This is a genomic window from Caballeronia sp. LZ034LL (genome assembly GCF_031451215.1).
Taxonomy (GTDB): Bacteria; Pseudomonadota; Gammaproteobacteria; order Burkholderiales; family Burkholderiaceae; genus Caballeronia.
This window is the reverse complement of sequence record NZ_JARUXR010000001.1, coordinates 422,602-443,036: the sequence shown is the minus strand read 5'-3', so window position 1 is coordinate 443,036 and position 20,435 is coordinate 422,602. Positions and strand designations below refer to the sequence as shown.

Here is a 20,435-nt window from a genome sequence, read left to right as displayed (position 1 = left end):
AGGACACTTCGATCGTATTCAGAGCACGCCTCAGGCGACAGTCAGCCGGATGGCCTAGGTCCAACCAGGCCTCAGCCGGCCGCGCGTCTCCCCGCTTCGAGCGCGCGGCGCTTGAGCAGCCATCCCAGTGCCACCACTAGCACCGCGCCCGCCACGCGCGCCGCATAGGTCGCGAAATCGGTGTTGAGCGCGGGCCAGCGGTCGATGAAGGGATCGTCGATGATCAGGCCGCCCGCGATCCAGCCGAGCAGCCCCGCGCCGAGCAGCACGACCATCGGAAAACGGTCGATCAGCTTCAGCACCAGCGTGCTGCCCCACACGATCAGCGGGATGCTGACGACCAGCCCGAAGATCACCAGCGTCAGCCGGTGGCGCGGATCCGCCGCCTCCGCCGCGCCCGCGATGGCGATCACGTTGTCGAGGCTCATCACGGCATCCGCGACGATGATGGTCTTCACCGCGGCCCAGAGGCGATCGGATGCGTTGATTTCGTGCTCGTCGTGATCCGGCTGCAGCAACTTGATACCGATCCACAGCAGCAGCAGCCCGCCCACGAACTTGAGAAAGGGAATGTCCAGCAGCAGCACCGCGAAGGCGATCAGCACGACGCGCAGGATGATGGCGCCGAGCGTGCCGAGCACGATGCCGCGCGTGCGCTGCCGGTCGGGCAGATTGCGGCACGCCAGCGCGATGACGACGGCGTTGTCGCCGCCGAGGAGGATGTCGATCACGATGATCTGGACGACGGCACCCCAGTGAAGCGTGGAGAAGAATTCGAGCATGGTGCGGAGCGAAAGCGAAAGCGAAAACAAAGGCCGAAAAAAAAGCGAGGAAGCAACGCTCCCTCGCTTGGTATCGGCTCATACGAAAGGAATCAGTAAGAGTACCAAACCCTCGCGTAGTTTGTCCGCATCGGTCTTAGATGACCGACTTCAGCAGACGGCCCATTTCCGACGGGTTCTTCGTGACCTTGATGCCGCACGCGTCCATGATTTCGAGCTTGGCGTCCGCCGTGTCCGCACCGCCCGAGATCAGCGCGCCTGCGTGGCCCATGCGCTTGCCCGGGGGCGCCGTGACGCCCGCGATGAAGCCGACCACCGGCTTCTTCATGTTGTCCTTGATCCAGTAAGCCGCATTGGCTTCGTCCGGACCGCCGATCTCGCCGATCATGATGACGGCGTCCGTATCCGGATCGTCGTTGAACATCTTCATCACGTCGATGTGCTTCAGACCGTTGATCGGATCGCCGCCGATACCGACCGCCGACGACTGGCCAAGACCCAGCGCCGTCAGCTGACCGACTGCTTCATACGTCAGCGTGCCCGAGCGCGACACCACGCCGATGCGGCCCTTCTTGTGGATGTGACCCGGCATGATGCCGATCTTCAGCTCGTCCGGCGTGATCGTGCCGGGGCAGTTCGGTCCGAGCAGCAGCGTCTTGCGGTTTTCGCGGCGCATGCGGTCCTTGATTTCGAGCATGTCGCGAACCGGAATGCCTTCCGTGATGCAGATCGCGAGATCGAGATCGGCTTCGACGGCTTCCCAGATCGCCGCGGCAGCGCCCGCGGGCGGCACGTAGATCACCGAAACCGTGGCGCCGGTTTCGGACTTTGCTTCCTTGACGGACGCATAGATGGGGATGCCTTCGAAATCCTCGCCCGCGCGCTTCGGGTTCACACCCGCGACGTAGGCTTCACGGCCGTTCGCGTATTCGCGGCAGGCGCGCGTATGGAACTGACCGGTCTTGCCGGTGATGCCCTGCGTGATGACCTTCGTGTCTTTGTTGATCAGAATCGACATGTAGTGACCTCTGTTCGTTTGGCGTCGCCAAGGCTCGAGCCCCGCGCCGCCATTCGTATCTGGTGGAACGCTCTTCTAAGGCAGGCAGCGCGTGCGCTTACTTGCCTTCGGCCGCCGCGACGACCTTCTGCGCAGCTTCTTCCATGCTGTCGGCCGAGATGATCGGCAGGCCCGAGTCCGCCAGCATCTTCTTGCCGAGGTCCTCGTTCGTGCCCTTCATGCGCACGACCAGCGGCACCTTCAGGTCCACCGCCTTCGAGGCCGCCATCACGCCTTCCGCGATCACGTCGCAGCGCATGATGCCGCCGAAGATGTTCACGAGGATCGCCTTCAGGTTCGGGTTCTTCAGCATCAGCTTGAAGGCTTCCGTGACCTTCTCGGTCGTGGCGCCGCCGCCGACGTCGAGGAAGTTGGCCGGCTCGCCGCCGAACAGCTTGATGGTGTCCATCGTGGCCATCGCCAAGCCCGCGCCGTTCACCAGACAGCCGATGTTGCCGTCGAGCGAGATGTACGCGAGGTCGAACTTCGACGCTTCGACTTCAGCCGGATCTTCTTCGTCCAGATCGCGGTACGCGACGATTTCCGGATGACGGAACAGCGCGTTCGCGTCGAAGTTGAACTTGGCGTCGAGCGCGATGACCTTGCCGTCGCCGGTCACGATCAGCGGGTTGATTTCCGCGAGCGATGCGTCGGTTTCGAAGAATGCCTTGTACAGGCCTTGCAGGATCGCGCGCGCTTGCGGGATCGATGCGTCCGGAATGCCGATCTTGCGGGCCAGGTCGTCCGCGTCCTTGTCCTGCAGGCCGGTCGACGGCTCGACGGCGAACTTGTGCAGCAGTTCCGGCGTCTTTTCCGCGACTTCCTCGATGTCCATACCGCCTTCGCTCGACGCCATCACGACGACCTTCTGCGTCACGCGATCCAGCACGAGGCCGACGTACAGTTCCTTCTTGATGTCCGCGCCTTCTTCGATCAGCAGGCGGTTCACCTTCTGGCCTTCCGGGCCGGTCTGGTGCGTGACGAGCTGCATGCCGAGGATCTGGTTCGCGTATTCGCGGACCTGCTCGATCGACTTCGCGACCTTCACGCCGCCGCCCTTGCCGCGGCCGCCAGCGTGGATCTGCGCCTTGACGACCCAAACCGGGCCGCCCAGCTCTTCCGCGGCCTTGACCGCATCATCCACCGAGAACACGGGTGTGCCGCGCGGGACCGCGACGCCGAATTTCCGCAGGATTTCCTTACCCTGGTACTCGTGAATCTTCATGCGTGATTCCTTCAGTCTGAGAGTTGGAGTGAACTTCTTAGTGTTTGAACCGCTGATTCTTCGATTCTTGTTTGAATGCCTTGCGACCGCGTGAGCGCGTGCGCTGCACGAGGCGAACTATGTCTCCCGCCTGTCTTTCGGGTCCGCTTGCTCGCTGGTTTGCGCGCTTGCATCATGCGTGGCGACCGTGGGTTCTTTTTCTGCCGGCGCGTACCCGAACCAGCGCGGGTAGTGTTCCTTGACCGCGGGGCCGTCGAAGCGCAACGCGTGACAGCGGCCGAGCTGGAACGGCGGCTCTTCGGGCGCGCTGCCGCCGGACGCGTTGGCGTCGGACCGCTTGAAGGGGTTGCCGTTCTCGATCTTCCAGACGTCGCCCGCGAAGGCCTGGACGGCCGCGGTCGGCAGCACGCCGCACAGTTCCGTGAGATGCGTGCAGCCGGCTGTGCCGCGCAGCACCTGATTGGCTTCGCGGCGGAAATCCTGCAGGAGGTTGAGGCCGATGAGCTTGCGGTAGGCCGTGTTGGACTCGGCGCACAGACCGCCATAGGGCGACCAGTCGGACGATGCTTCGGCGCCGACGATGGTGCAATTGCGGTCGATGGTGATGCGCAGCCAGAGTTCATGGATCGGCAGGCCGAGCGGCCGGACGCCCGTCGCGAGGGTGAAGTCGCGCGGCTTCTCATCGGTCAGACAGGCTTCGATATCCCACAGACCGTCTTCGCGCTCGAAGGCTTCCAGCCGAATTGCGCGTCGATGGCGCAAGTGTCGGGGAGCGGGAGGCGAAAGAGGCATGCTGGAAGTGAGCCGGTACGGAGAAAACCGTGCGATTTTAGCATATTGGGTATTTCCAGCCGGACATGCCCCGAGCACGGGTGCATGCGTGTGCGCCGTGTGGCGCGATGCGGGTTCGAGCGGCGTGCTCAGTCGTCGACGATCTCTTCGCTCCAGTCCTCGTCGCCGCCCTTCAGGATCTTGCCGATCGTGCCGCCGGAGAAACCCCGCGCCGCCAGGAAGCGCGCTTGCCGGGCGCGTTCGGCGGGCGTGTCCGGCAAGGTGCCGTACTTCTTCTCCCAGACGGCGCGGGCGCGGTCGGTCTCGGTTTGCGCGAGCTTGTCGGCGGTCTCGCTGATGAGCGACTCGCCGACCGCATGGCGCTTCAGTTCGTTGATGATCCGGCTGCCGCCCATGCGCGCGGCCCGCCGATGCACGACGCTTTCCACGAAGCGTTCGTTCGACAGCCAGCCGTCGCGCTCCAGGTCGTCCAGCACGGTGTCGAGGGAATCGGTTTCGCTGACATACGGACTCAACTTTCGCGACAACTCGGCCCGGCTGTACTCGCGACGCGACAGCGCCGCGAGCGCACGCCCTTTCAACGAGCGCTTCGGACGCCTTGGGTCGTTCGCTTCGGCAACCGAAGTCTTGCGAGTGCGCTGGCTCGTGCGGGTAAACACGGCGTCTTCCGCCGCAGCCGATGGTGCTTCGGCCGGCGCGCATTGCTCGAATGGCTCGAACGGGTCGGCGTCTTCGAAGGGGTCTGTGAAGGAGGGAGGCGCGGGCTGAGCGAGCCGGGGTGCGGACGCGGACGGCGGCTCGACGGGAGCGGGCGTGCGTTTGGCGCGCTGTGCCGGGGGCTGCTCGGTCGCCTGCTTCAGCAGCGCGCGAGCGTGTGCGAGACGCGTTGAACGGGGGGTTGCGTCGGTTGGATCGGATTGAGCTTGGGATGCGTTCGAGATGTCCGATCCCGAAGCTGGCTCGTCCGACCGACCGCCCATGCTTGCCCCGGAAACGCGACGCGCCGACGCGAAAGACCTTTTCGCGTCGGCGCGTTTTTTGTCACCGCGTGGGAATGTGCTCTTGGGCGAGACTCCGCGCCGTTCGCTGCTTCTTTCGTAGCGATCGACGGATGCGCAACCTTCCTCGGTTGCCTCATCCGCCAGACCGGGCTCCGAACCAGCCTCCGAATCAGCCTTCGAAGCCGTCTTCGAACCGGGCCGGCGCCTGAGCATCGTCCTTCAGGCTCGACGCTTATTCGTCGTCGGCCACTTCGGCCTTGACGGCGACCACTTCACCCAGCGCAGCCACGCCCAGCGATTCACGGATCTTGTTCTCGATCTCGCGTGCGATGTCCGGATTCTCGCGCAGGAATTCACGCGCGTTGTCCTTGCCCTGACCGATCCGCTCGCCGTTATAGCTGTACCAGGCGCCGGCCTTGTCGACCAGCTTGGCCTGCACGCCCAGGTCGATGATTTCGCCCTGACGCGAGATGCCTTCACCGTACAGGATGTCGAAGATGGCTTCGCGGAACGGCGGCGCGACCTTGTTCTTCACGACCTTGACGCGCGTTTCATTGCCGATGACTTCGTCGTTCTTCTTGATCGAGCCAATGCGGCGGATATCCAGGCGCACGGACGAGTAGAACTTGAGCGCATTGCCGCCGGTGGTGGTTTCCGGGTTGCCGAACATCACGCCGATCTTCATGCGGATCTGGTTGATGAAGATGACCAGGCAGTTCGTGCGCTTGATGGTGCCGGTCAGCTTGCGCAGCGCCTGCGACATCAGACGCGCCTGCAAACCCGGCAGCGAATCGCCCATTTCGCCTTCGATTTCCGCCTTCGGCACGAGGGCCGCCACGGAGTCGATGACGATCATGTCGATGGAACCGGAGCGCACCAGTGCGTCCGCGATTTCGAGTGCCTGCTCGCCCGTGTCCGGCTGCGAGATCAGCAGTTCCGGCACGTTCACGCCGAGCTTGCCTGCGTACTGAACGTCGAGCGCGTGTTCCGCGTCGATGAAGGCCGCCGTGCCGCCGAGCTTCTGCATTTCGGCAACTACCTGCAGCGTGAGCGTGGTCTTGCCCGATGATTCCGGACCGTAGATTTCCACCACACGGCCGCGCGGCAAACCGCCGACGCCGAGCGCGATGTCCAGACCGAGCGAACCGGTGGACACCACCTGAATGTCTTCGACCGCCTCACCTGCGCCGAGCCGCATGATCGACCCTTTGCCGAATTGCTTTTCGATCTGCGAGAGCGCGGCGGCCAGGGCCTTGCTCTTCTCCGCAGTCATTCCAGCCGGGCCTTTCTTGCTTTCTTCCATGAATCGTCCTTTGCTATGATGAACGGCGTCTGAGGCAGTGTTCACGGGCATTTCCGCTGCTCGAACGAGCTTCTCGAAAGGCCTTTTCACACGCACGCAGAGACTGTATAAAAAAACAGTAGTTTTTGCAAGCGGGTAACAACGCGGCGCTGCTTTTTTTCCGCGCCACGCGAGTCGCACACCCTGCGCAAGAACCGCGACACACCTGGAGACCGCCGCGCCGGGCGACATTCGGTGCCGGCAATGCCGCTGCGCTTCGCCGCGCATGCGGGCGTACCAAGGCGCACACGACGATGCGAATCCTCATTGCCGAAGACGACAGCATACTCGCGGACGGTCTCGTCCGATCACTCCGCCAATCGGGCTATGCCGTTGATCATGTGAAGCATGGCGTCGAGGCGGATACCGCCCTTTCGCTCCAGACTTTCGACCTCCTGATCCTCGATCTCGGCCTGCCGCTGATGCCCGGCCTGGAGGTGCTGCGCCGCCTGCGCGCACGCAATTCGCAGATGCCCGTGCTGATCCTCACCGCCGCCGACAGCGTCGACGAACGCGTCAAGGGACTCGACCTCGGCGCGGATGACTATATGGCCAAGCCGTTCGCGCTCAACGAGCTCGAAGCGCGCGTGCGCGCGCTGACGCGGCGCGGCGCGGGCGGCGGCCCGACGGTCGTGAAGCATGGCGCGTTGAGCTTCGATCAGGTCGGGCGCATCGCGACGATCGGCGAGCAGGTCATCGACCTGTCCGCGCGCGAGCTCGGCGTGCTCGAAGTGCTGCTGCAGCGAAGCGGCCGGCTCGTGTCGAAGGAACAGCTCGTCAATCATCTGTGCGAGTGGGGCGAGGAAGTGAGCAACAACGCCATCGAGGTCTACGTGCACAGGCTGCGCAAGAAGATCGAGCCGAGCGGCGCGAAGATCATCACGGTACGCGGACTCGGTTACACGCTGGAGAAAGCGGGCGCGTCGCCGAACGGCGCGGGCCCGCAGCCGCCGGCCGATCCGATGCCCGCCAGCCATCACTACAAGTAGGCGGCATGGCGTCGTCGGCTTCCACCGAATCGCGCGCGCCGAAGCCATCCGCTGAAGCCTCCGCCGACTCCGACACCCAGCGCGACGCGCGCTACGCCAACCCGTTCGCGCCGCCCGACGAGCTCGAGCCCGATGCGCACGCGCATCCGCGCTCGCTCTTCGGCGAGATTCTCGACTGGATGCTGGCCCCGCTGCTGCTGCTCTGGCCGATGAGCATCGCGGTCACGTATCTCGTCGCCAAATCGATCGCCAACGGGCCCTTCGATCGCGCGCTCGAAGCCGACGCCTACGTGCTGGCGCGGCAGATCCAGCCGGTCAACGGCGTCGCGGAGTTGCGCCTGCCCGACGCCACCCGCGATTTCCTGCGCGCCGACAACGTCGACAGCGTGTTCTTCCAGGTGCTCGGCACGCGCGGCGAGCTCGTCGGCGGCGACCGCGACATGCCGCTGCCGCACGACGATGACCGGCCGCAGCCCGGCATCGTCGAATTCCGCGACGACGTGCTGCGCGGCAACGACATCCGCGTTGCGTACACGACGGTGGATCTGCCCGGACTCGCGCCCGGACGCGATCCGGCGAGCACTCAGCCGGTGCTGGTGCAGGTCGCCGAGACGCTGGACAAGCGCAGCCAGCTCGCCAACGACATCATCAAGGGCGTGATCCTGCCGCAGTTCGTGATCCTGCCGCTCGCGATCATCCTGGTGTGGTTCGGACTGTCGCGCGGGCTTGCGCCGCTGCATGCGCTGCAATCGAACATCCGGGCGCGCCGTCCGGACGATCTCTCTCCGCTGGAAGCGGACCGCGCCCCGCCCGAGATCGCGCCGCTGGTCGCCTCGTTCAACGATCTGCTCACGCGGCTCGAACAGAACATGGAGTTCCAGAAGCGTTTCATCGCCGATGCCGCGCATCAGATGAAGACGCCGCTCGCGGGCTTGCGCATGCAGGCCGAGTTCGCGATGCGCCAGGAGGTGCCGGCGGAAGTGCAGCGCTCGCTGGAACAGATCGCGACGAGCTCCGAACATGCCGCCCGCCTCGTCACGCAACTTCTGGCGCTGGCGCGCGCGGAGAATCGCGCGGCGGGCGGGATCTTTGCGCGCATCGAGCTGACGGCGCTCGCGCGGCTCGCGGTGCGCGACTGGGTGCAGCCCGCGCTCGCCAAGGGCATGGACTTGGGCTACGAGGAGCCGCCTCATCCGGTGGAGGTGGAAGGCAATGTCGTGATGCTGCGGGAGATGCTCTCGAACCTGATCGACAACGCGATCCGCTACACGCCCGCGGGCGGACGCATTACCGTGCGCGTGAGGGCGGACGAGGACGACCTCGATCTCGTGCATCTCGAAGTAGAGGACTCGGGGCTGGGCATTCCGGCGGCGGAACGCGAGCGCGTGGTGGAGCGCTTCTACCGGATTCTCGGGCGCGAAGGCGACGGCAGCGGGCTGGGACTGGCGATCGTCAAGGAGATCGCGACGATGCATGGCGGCACGCTCGCGATCGAAGATCACGTGTATCAGGACAGTCCCAGGTTGGCCGGAACCCTGGTGCGAGTCAGTCTCCAGCGGGTTTATCCTGCCCGGGACAAACCCTGAGCGTCAGGATCGAGTCTTCCTTGCTCGGGCGCTCGAAGCCCGACGTTGCCCGAAATTAAACGATCGTTTGCACCACGATCCCGTCAAATCGCTGTGTTCAGCCAGCAAAAGCACCTCTGAAGGCCTGACGCCGCGCGTCAGAACGCCGTAAGTTTTCGTTCCAATAATCGTTGCACCGGAGCCGCCCAGTCGCGGACCGACGTATTCGAAAAATCAAATCAGGACAGGAGGCGGTACATGGCTACGGTTGAAGGGCGCGTTTCGCACGCACCGATGACGGCAGAGGAAAAGAAGGTCATCTTCGCTTCGTCGCTCGGGACGGTGTTCGAGTGGTACGACTTCTATCTGGCGGGTTCGCTCGCCGTCTACATCAGCAAGACCTTCTTCTCGGGCGTGAACCCGACAGCCGGCTTCATCTTCACCCTGCTCGGCTTCGCGGCGGGCTTCGCGGTGCGCCCGTTCGGCGCGATCGTGTTCGGGCGGCTCGGCGACATGGTCGGACGCAAGTACACGTTCCTCGTGACGATCGTGATCATGGGCCTGTCGACGTTCCTGATCGGCTTCCTGCCGGGTTACGCGACCATTGGCATCGCGGCGCCGGTCATCTTCATTGCGATGCGTCTGTTGCAGGGCCTCGCGCTCGGCGGCGAGTACGGCGGCGCGGCCACCTATGTGGCGGAGCACGCGCCCTCGAACAAGCGCGGCGCGTGGACGGCGTGGATCCAGACCACGGCGACGCTCGGCCTGTTCATCTCGCTGATCGTGATTCTCGCGGTGCGCACGGCGGTCGGTGAGGAACAGTTCGGCGCATGGGCGTGGCGCATCCCGTTCCTCGTGTCGATCCTGTTGCTTGCCATTTCGGTGTGGATCCGAATGAAGCTGCATGAATCGCCGGTGTTCGAGCGCATCAAGGCCGAAGGCAAGACCTCGAAAGCGCCGCTCACCGAAGCATTCGGCGAGTGGAAGAACCTGAAGATCGTGCTGCTGGCGCTGTTCGGTCTGACGGCGGGCCAGGCGGTCGTGTGGTACACGGGCCAGTTCTATTCGCTGTTCTTCCTCACCCAGACGCTCAAGGTGGACGGCACCAGCGCGAACATCATGGTTGCGGTGGCGCTGCTGATCGGCACGCCGTTCTTCGTGTTCTTCGGGTCGCTGTCGGACCGCATCGGACGCAAGCCGATCATCATGGCCGGCTGCCTGATCGCCGCGCTCTCGTTCTTCCCGCTGTTCAAGGCGCTCGCCCACTACACGAATCCGACGCTCGAGGCCGCGACGCTCAAGTCGCCGATCGTCGTGATCGCCAATCCGGACGAGTGCTCGTTCCAGTTCAATCCGGTGGGCACGTCGAAGTTCACGTCGTCGTGCGATATCGCGAAGGGCGCGCTGTCAAAGGCCGGCCTGAACTATGAGAACGTGGCGGCGCCGGCCGGCACGCTGGCGCAGATCAAGGTGGGCGAAACGGTCGTCAACACCTATGACGGCAAGGGCGCCGACGCCAAGGCCCAGGGCGCCGCGTTCGACAAGACGCTCGCCGGCACGCTGAAGAGCGCGGGCTATCCGGCGAAGGCCGATCCGGCGCTGATCAACTGGCCGATGGCGATCGTGGTCCTGACCATCCTCGTGATCTTCGTGACGATGGTGTATGGGCCGATCGCGGCGATGCTGGTCGAGATGTTCCCGGCGCGGATCCGCTATACGTCGATGTCGCTGCCGTATCACATCGGCAATGGCTGGTTCGGCGGCTTCCTGCCGGCGACGGCCTTCGCGATCGTCGCGGCCAAGGGCGACATCTACTCGGGGCTGTGGTATCCGATCGTGATTGCGCTGGCGACGTTCGTGATCGGCATGCTGTTCGTGAAGGACACGCGCAAGTCGAACGTGTATCACGAGGATTGAGGAGGCCGGGTCGGGCTGTTTTAATAAATCGCAGGGAAAGGCTTGACAGCCCGAACGGCCCTCTGCATAATCTCGTCTTTCGGCGAATTAGCTCAGTCGGTTAGAGCGACGGAATCATAATCCGCAGGTCCGGGGTTCGAATCCCTGATTCGCCACCAGCTTCAAGAAGAAGCCGCTGTTCCGAAAGGACAGCGGCTTTTTTGTTTTTGCCGGGTCGACAAACCGCGAGACAAGGCAGCTTGCCGGTTTCGGGTGCTGCACGCCACGGTTGACTTCTTAGGCGGGCAACAAGCACTCGAATGCAGCCGTCTACCCGATCTTCTTAGATTCGGATATCGGAACGAGCGCTCCATCCGACATCACCTCAAATTCAAACGAGGCGCGCGGTGGTGTTTCACCGTCGATATGGCCAAGCGCAATGCGTCTTTCCTCATCGCTCCAGACGACTGTCCAGTGCAACAGTTCACGCTTGATCGCCTGAGCAATCTGCAAACCCTCAGCACTGAACTTTCCCCAATCCAACCGGTTCTGACGCTCCTCCGGCGGCTTGAAATCATCGTTGATGTTGTACCAGTCGGCCCACTGCGCAAGCCGCGCCTTCAGATCATCTGACACCGGAAGTTCTTCCGGATCCATGTGCATGCCATCGAAATGCCAAATGCCGTTCGACGCGTACTCAGGCATGACCCGGACGTACACGGGGTTCTCGTAAATCTCAAACTCGTCTTCTTCGTGCTTTGACATGTTTTGAAGTTCGGTGTCAGTCGTTCCAGTTGGCGCACATCACTGCCGCGCTCGATTCTCGCACGCTGATACGAACCAACGAATGAAGCGATCGCAAAGGCATCCCCACGAAGTTTGCTTACAAATGTCACACCTCTCGCGTCCACCGCGCGCGTCGCATCGCGTTTATGGCAGACAGGCACCCGCGCTTCGCATGCCGACAACCGGAGTCACCGCCATGAACGCCCTTCCCCAGATCCCGTCCGACGTCCCGACGAAAGCGTCGCGCATTCATCCGCTGGTCGCGGCTGCGGCCGTGTCGGTGATCCTTGCGTGCGGCACCGGCATCGCGGCGATGACCGGGCTGCTGCCGTCGTCGAAAGCAACGGCCAACACGGTCACCGCCTCGCCGCTCGTCGACACGCAGGTGGCCAAAGCGGCATCGTCACCCGCGCCGTCGGCGAGCCAGAAAAACACCCCCCTGCCGCGCGCAGTACGCGGACATCACGTGAACCCCGCGCGCGCCGTCGAACCGGTCCGCGAGACGGTCCAGCCTGCACAAAATCCCGTCCCCGCCTACGACCCGTACGCCGGCCAAGTAACCGCCGTCCACGCCGTGCAGACCGCGCAGCCGACGACGGGCATCGGCGCGATCGGCGGCGCGGTGGTCGGCGGCCTGGCGGGCACGCAGATCGGCAATGGCCGCGGCCGCACGGCGGCGACGATTCTCGGCGCGATCGGCGGAGGCCTCGCGGGCAACCAGATCGAGCACGTCGTCCACAAGACCACCACCTATCAGGTGCAGGTCCGCATGAACGACGGCAATGTGCGCAGCTTCAACTACGACGCCGCGCCGGGCGTGGCCGTCGGCCAGAAGGTGCACGTGTCGGGCGAGACCTTGACGCCCGCCTGAGACAAAAGACTCAACGCTTAAGACAAGCCTAATTTTCCGGTGCGAAGATGCATTCCATGTCGGATGCATCCGCGCAACCCGCGTCCCGGCGTCGCGCAGCGCGTCGGCCCACGCGAGAAACCCTATCGGGAGTGCTTCTGTGAAGAAGAAATCGACCAGCATGAAACCCAGCCGTCCGGCCATGTCGCCGTTGCTCCGTTCGCTGACGTACAGCCGCGCGTCGCGCGAGCCGATGATCGACGGCATGCTGTTGCAGTGCTATGCCGCACTCGATGCGTTCGATCGCGGCCACGGCTCGCAGACGCTCTTCATGACGCTGTGCCGTCACCTTCTGGTCGCCGAGGAACTGTGTCAGCTCGGCCACGCAGCCGATTGCGCCGACGCCATCACGGTCGCGCACGAAGCGCTCGTCGCGGTCGATACGCGACACTCCACCGAAGGCGCGTGGATCCTCGATGCCGACGCCCACGCTCAACTCTGCACCGCGCTCGCGCTCTTCGGTCAGCAACTGGAGGAAGCGACGCTCGAGCACATCGCCCAGGCGGAAGCCCGGATGGTCACGCAATCGCTGCTCGCGGCGAGCATGCGTTCAGGTGTCAGACGCGCTCAACCTGCGTGATGGAAAAAGAACGGTGGCGTGTTCGCAACACATGACATCCGTACTTTCCCGGAAAACAGGCAGCAACCGGAACAAATGTTTGCGACCGTACAGTCAGACGAATGAACGCTCACGATACTTGTCCTTAGCGCACGGGGGGAAGCAGTACGGCGCGCTGAGAGACCGAGAAACAGGATGGGCGGCACTCGAACGGTTCGTTGATGGAAGCAACGCGCACAAGCCGGATCACAACAACAACACGCGCATGCTTTTGACAACGGCCCTGTGAGTCGCAGGCAAACAAGCCGACGCTCCGACAACACGATGTTCAAAAGCCGGCTCACGCCGGCTTTTTCTTTTGCTGTCACGCTCAAGTCCAACGCTGAACGACCAAAAGAATTCAGCGATATCGCGAAAAGACCCGCCGCGCGCACTCCGCGCACCAGAGACGCGGCGCAAGCTCCGCGCGGGCGCTCCACACATGACCGAACGCGCACTGCCATTGAAGCGGCGTGGCGTCGTCGACATAGCCCGGCGAGAGCAGCACGCCGCCGCGTGCCTGCGCCATGTCGCGCAGGCGTCGCGTCGCTGCATCGCGACGCTGCAATGCGCAGTTCATGCACCGCACGTTCTGCGCCGATTCGGCCGATGCATCCCACGCATGTCCACACGCGCATGTCCACAGCACGGAGGCATCCGGGTTTTCGCCGCTCGCCGCGCGTTCCCGATAGCGCGCCGCTGCCGCCATCGGCTGACGATACGCGTTGCGCTTGTCCGGGCGTGCCATGGCGTGCAAGGGAGTGGTCAGTGCTGACCGCCGCGGATCGACTCGGAGCGCGAGGTCGTCACCACCGTGCCGTCCGTGCCGAAGTGCGCATTGAACATCGCGTCCTGGTTCACGCCGTCCTCCAGCCAGTGCCAGCTCCACACGCGTTCCTTCTTGAGCGGATACTCGGCGATGGTCGTCGGCTTGCCCAGCAGCCTGCGGGCTTCGTCCATGGTCATGCCGGGACGGACCTTCGCGAAGTTCGCGGCCGTCAGGACCTGCGTGACGGATACGAAGCGGCCGTTGGCATCGAGGTCGACCATATAGGTATTCGTGCCAGCGGGACCGCGCGGATATTCGAGGCGCTTGCTGCCGTCGGTGAAATTCCGCTCGGTCTCGGGCTCGCCCATCTGGTCGCGGATCTGCGCCTCGGTCGTCACGCCCGGCTGCAGGTTCTTGAGCAGCAGCGTGTCCGGCTTCACCGCATTGAAGAACGCCTTGAGCTTGTTCACTGCATCCTCGCCAGATTGCTGATCGCAGCCCGACAGCAGCGCCGCAGCCGATACCGCGACCAACACGCTGCACACGATCTTTCTCATCTCCGCTCCCCTCGCCCGCGTGTCCACGCGCGGAATCAGCCGCCGGCCGAGCCCAGCAACGGCATCGGATCGATGGCGGCGCCCGCCTTTCTCACTTCGAAGTGCAGCGCCGGCGTGCCGCTCGGGCCCGTTCCCATGTCGGCGATCGTCGCGCCCTGCTTGACGGTATCGCCTTCCTTCACAAGCAGCTTCTCGTTGTAGGCGTAGGCGGTGAGATAGTCGTTGCCGTGCTTGACGATGATCATGCGGCCATACGAGCGCAAGCCGCTGCCCGCATACACGACCTTGCCGGCCGCCGCGGCCTTGACCGGCTGACCGACCTTGCCTTCGATGTCGATACCCTTGTTGCCGCTCGCCCCGAACTTGCGGACGACATCGCCGTGCGCGGGCCACGCGAAGGTGCCCTTGCCCACGGGCGCGCTGCTGGTGCTCGCGTGTTCCGTGGCCGGGGCCGGAGCCTGGGCAGGCTTCGCGGCCGCTGACTTGTCGGGCGTCGACAGGAGCGGCGGTTGCGCCGACTTCGCCGTCGATGAAGACGCAGTTGCCGAAGCCGCGCCGGTCGAACCCGGCGGCGCGACGCGCAACACCTGTCCGATGTTGACCTGCTTGCTCTCGGGCAGATGGTTCCACGCGATCAGATCGGCGGGTTGCTGCTTGAAGGTGCGCGAGATGCCATAGAGCGTGTCGCCCGGCAGGACCCGATAGAAACCCGCTCCAACCGGCGCAGTCGACGCGACCGGCGCGGCGGCGGGCGCCGCGAGCGGCACGGCTGGCGCGGTCGTCACGCCCGCAGACGGGCTCTGCACGACCGGCGGCGCACTGCTCACCGAACTTTCGACGATCGGCGCCGGCGTGCGCGGCGTCGACGAACACGCGGCCAGACCGGCCGCCATCCCCGCTGCGAGCAGCGTTCTCATGATCGAACGCTGTGTGTCCGATCCCCGTGCCGCCTGCATTCCGAACGCTTCCATGTGCATCACCACCTGCTTTCTCATGCTTTTCGTCTTGATCTTTTCTGACTATGCGTCCGCGTCGGCACGCGGCTTCCTGCCGTGCGCCGCTCATCCTGCCTGCGCCGCGCGGATCCCGATTGCTGGAACAGCACAAACTTCGCCAGCATAAAACATTGGCGGAGCGAATTCGTTCAAATGAGCCAAACGATACGCATCGTCCGGCTCCGTGAGCGCTTGCCGGGCCCTCAGGCCTTGGAGTTACGCCGGCTCATTTTCCACAATGCGCCGAGCAACACCGGCACGATCGCCGCGCCGATCCCCACCAGCACGATCACATTCAGATACTGCTTGATGAACGGGATGTTGCCGAAGAAATAGCCGAGCAATACGAGGAGCAGCACCCAGAACAGCGCGCCCAGCACGTTGAACAACTGGAAGCGCGCGTGGCTCATGCCGGAGACGCCCGCGACGAACGGCGCAAAAGTCCGCACCACCGGCACGAAACGCGCAATGACGATGGTCTTGCCGCCGTGACGCTCGTAGAAGTTGTGCGTCTTCTGCAGCGCGGCGCGGTCGAGGAAGCGTTCAAGCACAGGGATATTGGTGTCGAAGACCTTCGGCCCGATGGCGCGGCCGATCCAGTAGTTCAGCGTGTTGCCGGTGACGGCGGCGATCAGCAGCAGCGCGATCAGCGCCAGCAGATTCATCTCGTGGGACGCGGCGAACGCGCCGCCGATGAACAGCAGCGAATCGCCCGGCAGGAACGGGAATACGACAAGCCCGGTCTCGCAGAATACGATCAGGAACAACACCGCGTAGACCCAGGCGCCGTAGCTCTGGATGAAGACCCCCAGCGACTTGTCGATGTGCAGGATGAGTCCCAGGAATTGCAGCAGCGTGTCCAAAAGCGTTCCTCGAAAGAAGTCCAGCGGCCGCGGCGAGCGGCGCATCCGGGGGTCAGAAAAGGGAGTCGCGCCATGATACCGAAGTGCCGCGTCGCGTCAGTTAAAAAGCACGCAGTGGGACACGTCCAGGGGCGCCTGGGCGAAACGGTCCGCGCCGGGGCGGCCGCGGGCGAATCGCTATAATTTCGCCATGGCCGACCTCAACGAACCCTCCGCCGCCGCTTTGACCGCGGATGCTCCGCGCCGTTCGCGCGGCATCGCGCCGCTGCCCGACCAGCTCATCAGCCAGATCGCCGCGGGCGAAGTGGTGGAGCGGCCGGCGTCGGTGGTCAAGGAACTGCTCGAAAACGCCCTCGATGCCGGCGCCCGGACGCTGCGCATCACGCTCGACGAAGGCGGCGTCAAGCGCATCGTCGTAGCCGATGACGGCTGCGGCATGCCGCCCGGCGAGCTGCCGCTCGCGCTGCTGCGCCATGCGACCAGCAAGATCCGCTCGCTCGCCGACCTCGAAGCCGTGGCCACGCTCGGGTTTCGCGGCGAAGCGATTGCGTCGATTGCATCGGTGGCCGAGTTGTTCATCACGAGCCGCACCGACGCCTGTCCGCACGCCACCCGCATCGATGCCCAGACGGGCGTGCTGTCGCCCGCGGCGGGCACGACCGGCACGACCATGGAAGTGCGCGAGCTGTATTTCAACACGCCCGCGCGCCGCAAGTTTCTGAAAAGCGAACAGACCGAACTCGGCCATTGCCTCGACGTGATCCGCCGCACTGCGCTGGCGCGCCCGGACGTCGCGATCTCGGTGATGCACAACGGCCGCGCCGTCGAACACTGGAACGCCACCGATCCGCAGACGCGCGTCGCGAAGATCCTGGGTGAGGTCTTCGAAACCGCGCACCTGCCGCTCAACGAACGCGCCGGACCGCTCGCCGTCTACGGCTGCGCGGGCCTGCCCACCGCCAGCCGCGGCCGCGCCGACCAGCAATACTTCTTCGTCAACGGCCGTTTCGTGCGCGACAAGCTGCTGACCCACGCAGTGCGCGCCGCCTACGAAGACGTGCTGCACGGCAACCGTTACCCGGCCTACGTGCTGTTTCTCGATCTGCCGCCCGAATCGGTCGATGTGAACGTGCATCCGTCGAAGATCGAGGTGCGCTTCCGCGATTCACGCTCGATTCACCAGTACGTGTTCCATGCCGTGCAGCGGGCGTTGGCGCGGCACGCGGGCGCATCGCCGGAAACGACCTCGGGCGGACACGCCGCGCAATTGCAGGCGACCGGTCCGGCGTCGTTCAGCGCGAAGCCGTTCGCCGGCAGCGATCCGCTCGCCGCGCGGGGTACGGGCGGAACCAGCGGCACCAGCGAGAACGGCACGAACTGGCTGCGCCAGTCGCGCATGACGCAGGGCACGCTGCCGGTCGCGCAGCCGCTGGCGCTGTACGACGCGCTGTTCGGGCGCAAGGATGCGGGCACCTCGAGCACAACGACGCCGCCGGAGACCCGTGACACGCCCTACCCGACCTCCGCGCAAGCGCCCGTCTGGGCCAGCGACAGCGCTACGCCCGCCTATGGACCCGCCGCTTCCACGCATGCCGACGACCAGCCGCTCGGCTTCGCGGTCGGGCAGATTCACGGCATCTATGTGCTGGCGCAGAACGCGCGCGGGCTCGTCCTCGTCGACATGCACGCGGCCCACGAACGCATTCTCTACGAACAGTTCAAGCATGCCCTCGCCGATCACACCATCGCGGTGCAGCCGCTGTTGATTCCGGTGTCGATGACGGCAGAACCGGTGGAAATCGGCATCGTCGAGGAAGAGAAAGAGACGCTCGATGCGCTCGGCTTCGATCTCGCGGTGCTCTCGCCGACTTCCATCGCGATCCGCGCCGTGCCCGCGCTGCTGAAGGACGCCGATCTGCAGGCGCTCGCGCGCGCCGTGCTCGCCGACCTGCATGCCTACGGCGGCTCGCGCGTGTTGACCGAACGCCAGCACGAGCTGCTCGGCACGCTTGCGTGCCACAACGCGGTGCGGGCGAACCGACGCCTGACGCTCGACGAAATGAACGCACTGCTGCGCCAGATGGAAGCGACGGAGCGCGCGGATCAGTGCAATCACGGGCGGCCGACCTGGTTCCAGCTGACGCTCGCGGATCTCGACCGCCTCTTCATGCGCGGACAATGAGCGCTGCCGCCCTGCCCGTAGCCTGTCTGCTCGGACCGACGGCGTCCGGCAAGACCGCCGCCGCGCTCGCGTTCGCGGCGCGGCATCCGGTCGAGATCATCAGTGTGGATTCGGCGCTGGTGTATCGCGAGATGGATATCGGCACGGCAAAGCCGAGCGTCGAAGAGCGCGCGGCGGCGCCGCATCATCTGATCGACATCATCGATCCGGCCGAGTCGTACTCCGCCGCGCAGTTTCGCGCGGATACGCTGCGGCTCGTCGAGGAGATCGTCGCGCGCGGCAGGCTGCCGTTGCTGGTCGGCGGCACGATGCTCTACTTCAAGGCGCTGACGCAGGGCCTCAACGATCTGCCGGGCGCCGATCCCGCAGTGCGCGCCGCGCTCGATGCCGACGCCGCACGCGACGGCTGGCCCGCGCTGCACGCACGTCTCACAGCGCTCGATCCGGACACGGCCGCGCGGCTCGCGCCGAACGATTCACAGCGCATCCAGCGCGCGCTCGAAATTCACATGCTGACCGGCCAGCCGATGTCCGCGTTGCTCGCAGCGCCGCGCGTGGTCGAGCAGGACATGCGCTGGCGCTTCGTGCCGGTGGCGCTGGAGCCGTCGGACCGGACGGTGCTGCACGCGCGCATCGCGGCGCGCTTCGATGCGATGCTGGCGCACGGTTTCATCGACGAAGTGAAGCGCCTGCGCGCGCGCGGCGATCTCGATCTGTCGATGCCGTCGATGCGCTGCGTCGGGTATCGGCAGGCTTGGGAATACCTCGATGGCGCGACGCCCTACGACGAGATGCGCGACAAGGGCGTGTTCGCGACGCGTCAACTGTGCAAGCGGCAGTTGACCTGGCTGCGCGGGATGCCGGAGCGCGTCGTCGTGGATTGTTGCGCGGGGGAGGCGACGGAAAGGGCGATGGAGGCGTTGGAGCGGGCGGCGGGAATCTAGCTGCACAAACAAAAAACCCTCGCACACCGCGAGGGTTTCTCTCATTCAGACTGAACAGCCCAGCCTCAAACCACCACCGTCTGCGCCTCTCCCGCCTGGCTCTCGCGCACGACGCCGATCTTCCAGACCTGCTCGCCCGCGCCCGACAACAGACCGATGGCCGCTTCCGCGTCTTCCGCCGCGACGATGACCGCCATGCCGATACCGCAGTTGAACACCCGATGCATTTCCGCATCCGCGACGCCGCCATGCTTCTGCAGCCACGCGAACAGCGGCGGCAACGGCCACGCGCGGTGATCCAGTTCCGCCGTCAGCCCGTCGCGCAGCACGCGCGGAATGTTCTCAACCAAGCCGCCGCCGGTGATGTGCGCCATGCCCTTCACCGTGATGCTCTGCATCGCGTGCAGCAGCGGCTTCACGTAGATGCGCGTGGGCGCCATCAGCGCGTCAGCGAGCGTGCGGCCGTCGAAGTCGGCGTTCAGGTCCGGATTCGCGCGCTCGATGATCTTGCGCACCAGCGAAAAGCCGTTCGAATGGATGCCGCTCGACGCCAGCCCCAGCACGACATCGCCCGGCTTGATCGTGCTGCCGTCGATGATCTTGCTCTTCTCGACCGCGCCCACCGCGAAACCCGCGAGGTCGTATTCGCCGTCGGGATACATGCCCGGCATTTCCGCCGTCTCGCCGCCGATCAGCGCGCAACCCGCCAGTTCGCAACCCTGCGCGATGCCCTTCACGACGTCCGCGGCCGTATCCACATCCAGCTTGCCGCAGGCGAAGTAATCCAGGAAGAACAGCGGCTCGGCGCCTTGCACGAGGATGTCGTTGACGCTCATCGCGACGAGATCCTGGCCCACGGTGTCGTGGCGGTTCAGCGTGAACGCGAGACGCAGCTTGGTGCCGACGCCGTCCGTGCCCGACACGAGCACCGGCTCCTTGTACTTCTTCGGCACTTCGAAGAGCGCCCCGAATCCGCCGATGCCGCCCAGCACGCCGTCACGCAACGTCTTCTTGGCAAACGGCTTGATGCGGTCGACGAGCGCGTCGCCGGCGTCGATGTCCACGCCCGCGTCGCGGTAAGACAAACCTTGGGTTTCCGGGGTGGATTTCGGCTGATTCATGGGGAAGGTGCGAGAAGGTCGGTAAAATGCGATTTTACCCGATGATGACCCGCCGACCGAT

At 64.9% G+C, this 20,435-nt stretch carries 19 protein-coding genes and 1 tRNA gene; 8 read left to right on the top strand and 12 right to left on the bottom strand.

The features are described from left to right. Positions 1 to 71: 71 nt before the first annotated feature. From QCE83_RS02095 to recA, 6 genes are all read right to left on the bottom strand, one after another. Positions 72 to 782: a TerC family protein gene (locus tag QCE83_RS02095; RefSeq protein ID WP_309807334.1), complete on the bottom strand. Its 711-nt coding sequence runs from the start codon at positions 780 to 782 to the stop codon at positions 72 to 74. Between the two features lie 136 nt (positions 783 to 918). Then, on the bottom strand, positions 919 to 1,800 hold the full coding sequence (gene sucD / locus QCE83_RS02090; protein WP_309807333.1) for a succinate--CoA ligase subunit alpha: 882 nt from the start codon (positions 1,798 to 1,800) through the stop codon (positions 919 to 921). A 97-nt stretch (positions 1,801 to 1,897) separates the two neighbouring features. Beyond that, positions 1,898 to 3,079: an ADP-forming succinate--CoA ligase subunit beta gene (gene sucC, locus QCE83_RS02085; protein WP_309811388.1), complete on the bottom strand. Its 1,182-nt coding sequence runs from the start codon at positions 3,077 to 3,079 to the stop codon at positions 1,898 to 1,900. Positions 3,080 to 3,181: 102 nt separating this feature from the next. Beyond that, on the bottom strand, positions 3,182 to 3,856 hold the full coding sequence (locus QCE83_RS02080; protein ID WP_309807332.1) for a DUF2889 domain-containing protein: 675 nt from the start codon (positions 3,854 to 3,856) through the stop codon (positions 3,182 to 3,184). A gap of 128 nt (positions 3,857 to 3,984) precedes the next feature. Next, positions 3,985 to 4,515, bottom strand: a complete 531-nt coding sequence (recX, locus tag QCE83_RS35080) for a recombination regulator RecX (protein ID WP_404984107.1) — start codon at positions 4,513 to 4,515, stop codon at positions 3,985 to 3,987. Positions 4,516 to 5,089: 574 nt separating this feature from the next. Continuing rightward, on the bottom strand, positions 5,090 to 6,160 hold the full coding sequence (recA, locus tag QCE83_RS02070) for a recombinase RecA (protein WP_309807330.1): 1,071 nt from the start codon (positions 6,158 to 6,160) through the stop codon (positions 5,090 to 5,092). 293 nt (positions 6,161 to 6,453) lie between these two features. Here recA and QCE83_RS02065 point away from each other — a divergent pair, with 293 nt between their 5' ends. From QCE83_RS02065 to QCE83_RS02050, 4 genes are all read left to right on the top strand, one after another. After that, positions 6,454 to 7,188: a response regulator transcription factor gene (locus QCE83_RS02065; protein ID WP_309807329.1), complete on the top strand. Its 735-nt coding sequence runs from the start codon at positions 6,454 to 6,456 to the stop codon at positions 7,186 to 7,188. Positions 7,189 to 7,193: 5 nt separating this feature from the next. Continuing rightward, complete coding sequence (locus tag QCE83_RS02060; RefSeq protein WP_309807328.1) at positions 7,194 to 8,774, top strand: sensor histidine kinase N-terminal domain-containing protein; 1,581 nt, start codon at positions 7,194 to 7,196, stop codon at positions 8,772 to 8,774. A 237-nt stretch (positions 8,775 to 9,011) separates the two neighbouring features. Beyond that, positions 9,012 to 10,670: an MFS transporter gene (locus QCE83_RS02055; protein WP_309807327.1), complete on the top strand. Its 1,659-nt coding sequence runs from the start codon at positions 9,012 to 9,014 to the stop codon at positions 10,668 to 10,670. A gap of 81 nt (positions 10,671 to 10,751) precedes the next feature. Then, a tRNA-Met gene (locus QCE83_RS02050) sits at positions 10,752 to 10,828 on the top strand. A gap of 151 nt (positions 10,829 to 10,979) precedes the next feature. On the opposite strand, the gene QCE83_RS02045 is transcribed toward QCE83_RS02050, so the two are convergent. Then, a complete protein-coding gene (locus tag QCE83_RS02045; RefSeq protein WP_309807326.1) occupies positions 10,980 to 11,414 on the bottom strand; it encodes a hypothetical protein in 435 nt (144 codons plus the stop codon). Between the two features lie 217 nt (positions 11,415 to 11,631). Between QCE83_RS02045 and QCE83_RS02040 the strand changes: the two genes are divergently transcribed. Continuing rightward, positions 11,632 to 12,306, top strand: a complete 675-nt coding sequence (locus QCE83_RS02040; protein ID WP_309807325.1) for a glycine zipper 2TM domain-containing protein — start codon at positions 11,632 to 11,634, stop codon at positions 12,304 to 12,306. Between the two features lie 139 nt (positions 12,307 to 12,445). Then, complete coding sequence (locus QCE83_RS02035; protein ID WP_404984106.1) at positions 12,446 to 12,925, top strand: hypothetical protein; 480 nt, start codon at positions 12,446 to 12,448, stop codon at positions 12,923 to 12,925. A gap of 379 nt (positions 12,926 to 13,304) precedes the next feature. Here QCE83_RS02035 and QCE83_RS02030 read toward each other — a convergent pair whose 3' ends face one another. The 4 genes from QCE83_RS02030 to QCE83_RS02015 form a co-directional block, all read right to left on the bottom strand. Beyond that, the gene (locus QCE83_RS02030; RefSeq protein ID WP_309807323.1) at positions 13,305 to 13,691 is read right to left on the bottom strand and encodes a hypothetical protein; all 387 of its coding nucleotides are present in this window, start codon (positions 13,689 to 13,691) and stop codon (positions 13,305 to 13,307) included. A gap of 17 nt (positions 13,692 to 13,708) precedes the next feature. Further along, entirely contained in the window at positions 13,709 to 14,269 is a 561-nt protein-coding gene (locus QCE83_RS02025; RefSeq protein WP_309807322.1) for a hypothetical protein, read from the bottom strand. Between the two features lie 35 nt (positions 14,270 to 14,304). Then, on the bottom strand, positions 14,305 to 15,186 hold the full coding sequence (locus QCE83_RS02020) for a peptidoglycan DD-metalloendopeptidase family protein (RefSeq protein WP_309807320.1): 882 nt from the start codon (positions 15,184 to 15,186) through the stop codon (positions 14,305 to 14,307). 281 nt (positions 15,187 to 15,467) lie between these two features. Further along, positions 15,468 to 16,127: a DedA family protein gene (locus QCE83_RS02015; protein ID WP_309807319.1), complete on the bottom strand. Its 660-nt coding sequence runs from the start codon at positions 16,125 to 16,127 to the stop codon at positions 15,468 to 15,470. A gap of 190 nt (positions 16,128 to 16,317) precedes the next feature. On the opposite strand from QCE83_RS02015, the gene mutL reads away from it, so the two are divergent. Beyond that, entirely contained in the window at positions 16,318 to 18,309 is a 1,992-nt protein-coding gene (gene mutL / locus QCE83_RS02010; protein WP_309807318.1) for a DNA mismatch repair endonuclease MutL, read from the top strand. Next, complete coding sequence (miaA, locus tag QCE83_RS02005) at positions 18,306 to 19,253, top strand: tRNA (adenosine(37)-N6)-dimethylallyltransferase MiaA (RefSeq protein WP_309807317.1); 948 nt, start codon at positions 18,306 to 18,308, stop codon at positions 19,251 to 19,253. The genes mutL and miaA overlap by 4 nt, the downstream gene beginning before the upstream one ends. Before the next feature lie 65 nt (positions 19,254 to 19,318). Here the strand turns inward: miaA and purM are convergent, their stop codons facing one another. Next, positions 19,319 to 20,374, bottom strand: coding sequence for a phosphoribosylformylglycinamidine cyclo-ligase (purM, locus tag QCE83_RS02000; protein ID WP_309807316.1), 1,056 nt, complete (start codon positions 20,372 to 20,374; stop codon positions 19,319 to 19,321). Positions 20,375 to 20,435 lie beyond the last annotated feature (61 nt).

Excerpts from the sequence above, each read along its gene's own strand:
- QCE83_RS02095 (WP_309807334.1), bottom strand. The coding sequence starts at position 782 with ATGCTCGAATTCTTCTCCACGCTTCACTGGGGTGCCGTCGTCCAGATC.
- sucD (WP_309807333.1), bottom strand. The coding sequence starts at position 1,800 with ATGTCGATTCTGATCAACAAAGACACGAAGGTCATCACGCAGGGCATC.
- QCE83_RS02080 (WP_309807332.1), bottom strand. The coding sequence starts at position 3,856 with ATGCCTCTTTCGCCTCCCGCTCCCCGACACTTGCGCCATCGACGCGCA.
- recA (WP_309807330.1), bottom strand. The coding sequence starts at position 6,160 with ATGGAAGAAAGCAAGAAAGGCCCGGCTGGAATGACTGCGGAGAAGAGC.
- QCE83_RS02065 (WP_309807329.1), top strand. The coding sequence starts at position 6,454 with ATGCGAATCCTCATTGCCGAAGACGACAGCATACTCGCGGACGGTCTC.
- QCE83_RS02060 (WP_309807328.1), top strand. The coding sequence starts at position 7,194 with ATGGCGTCGTCGGCTTCCACCGAATCGCGCGCGCCGAAGCCATCCGCT.
- QCE83_RS02055 (WP_309807327.1), top strand. The coding sequence starts at position 9,012 with ATGGCTACGGTTGAAGGGCGCGTTTCGCACGCACCGATGACGGCAGAG.
- QCE83_RS02045 (WP_309807326.1), bottom strand. The coding sequence starts at position 11,414 with ATGTCAAAGCACGAAGAAGACGAGTTTGAGATTTACGAGAACCCCGTG.
- QCE83_RS02040 (WP_309807325.1), top strand. The coding sequence starts at position 11,632 with ATGAACGCCCTTCCCCAGATCCCGTCCGACGTCCCGACGAAAGCGTCG.
- QCE83_RS02030 (WP_309807323.1), bottom strand. The coding sequence starts at position 13,691 with ATGGCACGCCCGGACAAGCGCAACGCGTATCGTCAGCCGATGGCGGCA.
- QCE83_RS02025 (WP_309807322.1), bottom strand. The coding sequence starts at position 14,269 with ATGAGAAAGATCGTGTGCAGCGTGTTGGTCGCGGTATCGGCTGCGGCG.
- QCE83_RS02020 (WP_309807320.1), bottom strand. The coding sequence starts at position 15,186 with ATGAGAACGCTGCTCGCAGCGGGGATGGCGGCCGGTCTGGCCGCGTGT.
- mutL (WP_309807318.1), top strand. The coding sequence starts at position 16,318 with ATGGCCGACCTCAACGAACCCTCCGCCGCCGCTTTGACCGCGGATGCT.
- miaA (WP_309807317.1), top strand. The coding sequence starts at position 18,306 with ATGAGCGCTGCCGCCCTGCCCGTAGCCTGTCTGCTCGGACCGACGGCG.
- purM (WP_309807316.1), bottom strand. The coding sequence starts at position 20,374 with ATGAATCAGCCGAAATCCACCCCGGAAACCCAAGGTTTGTCTTACCGC.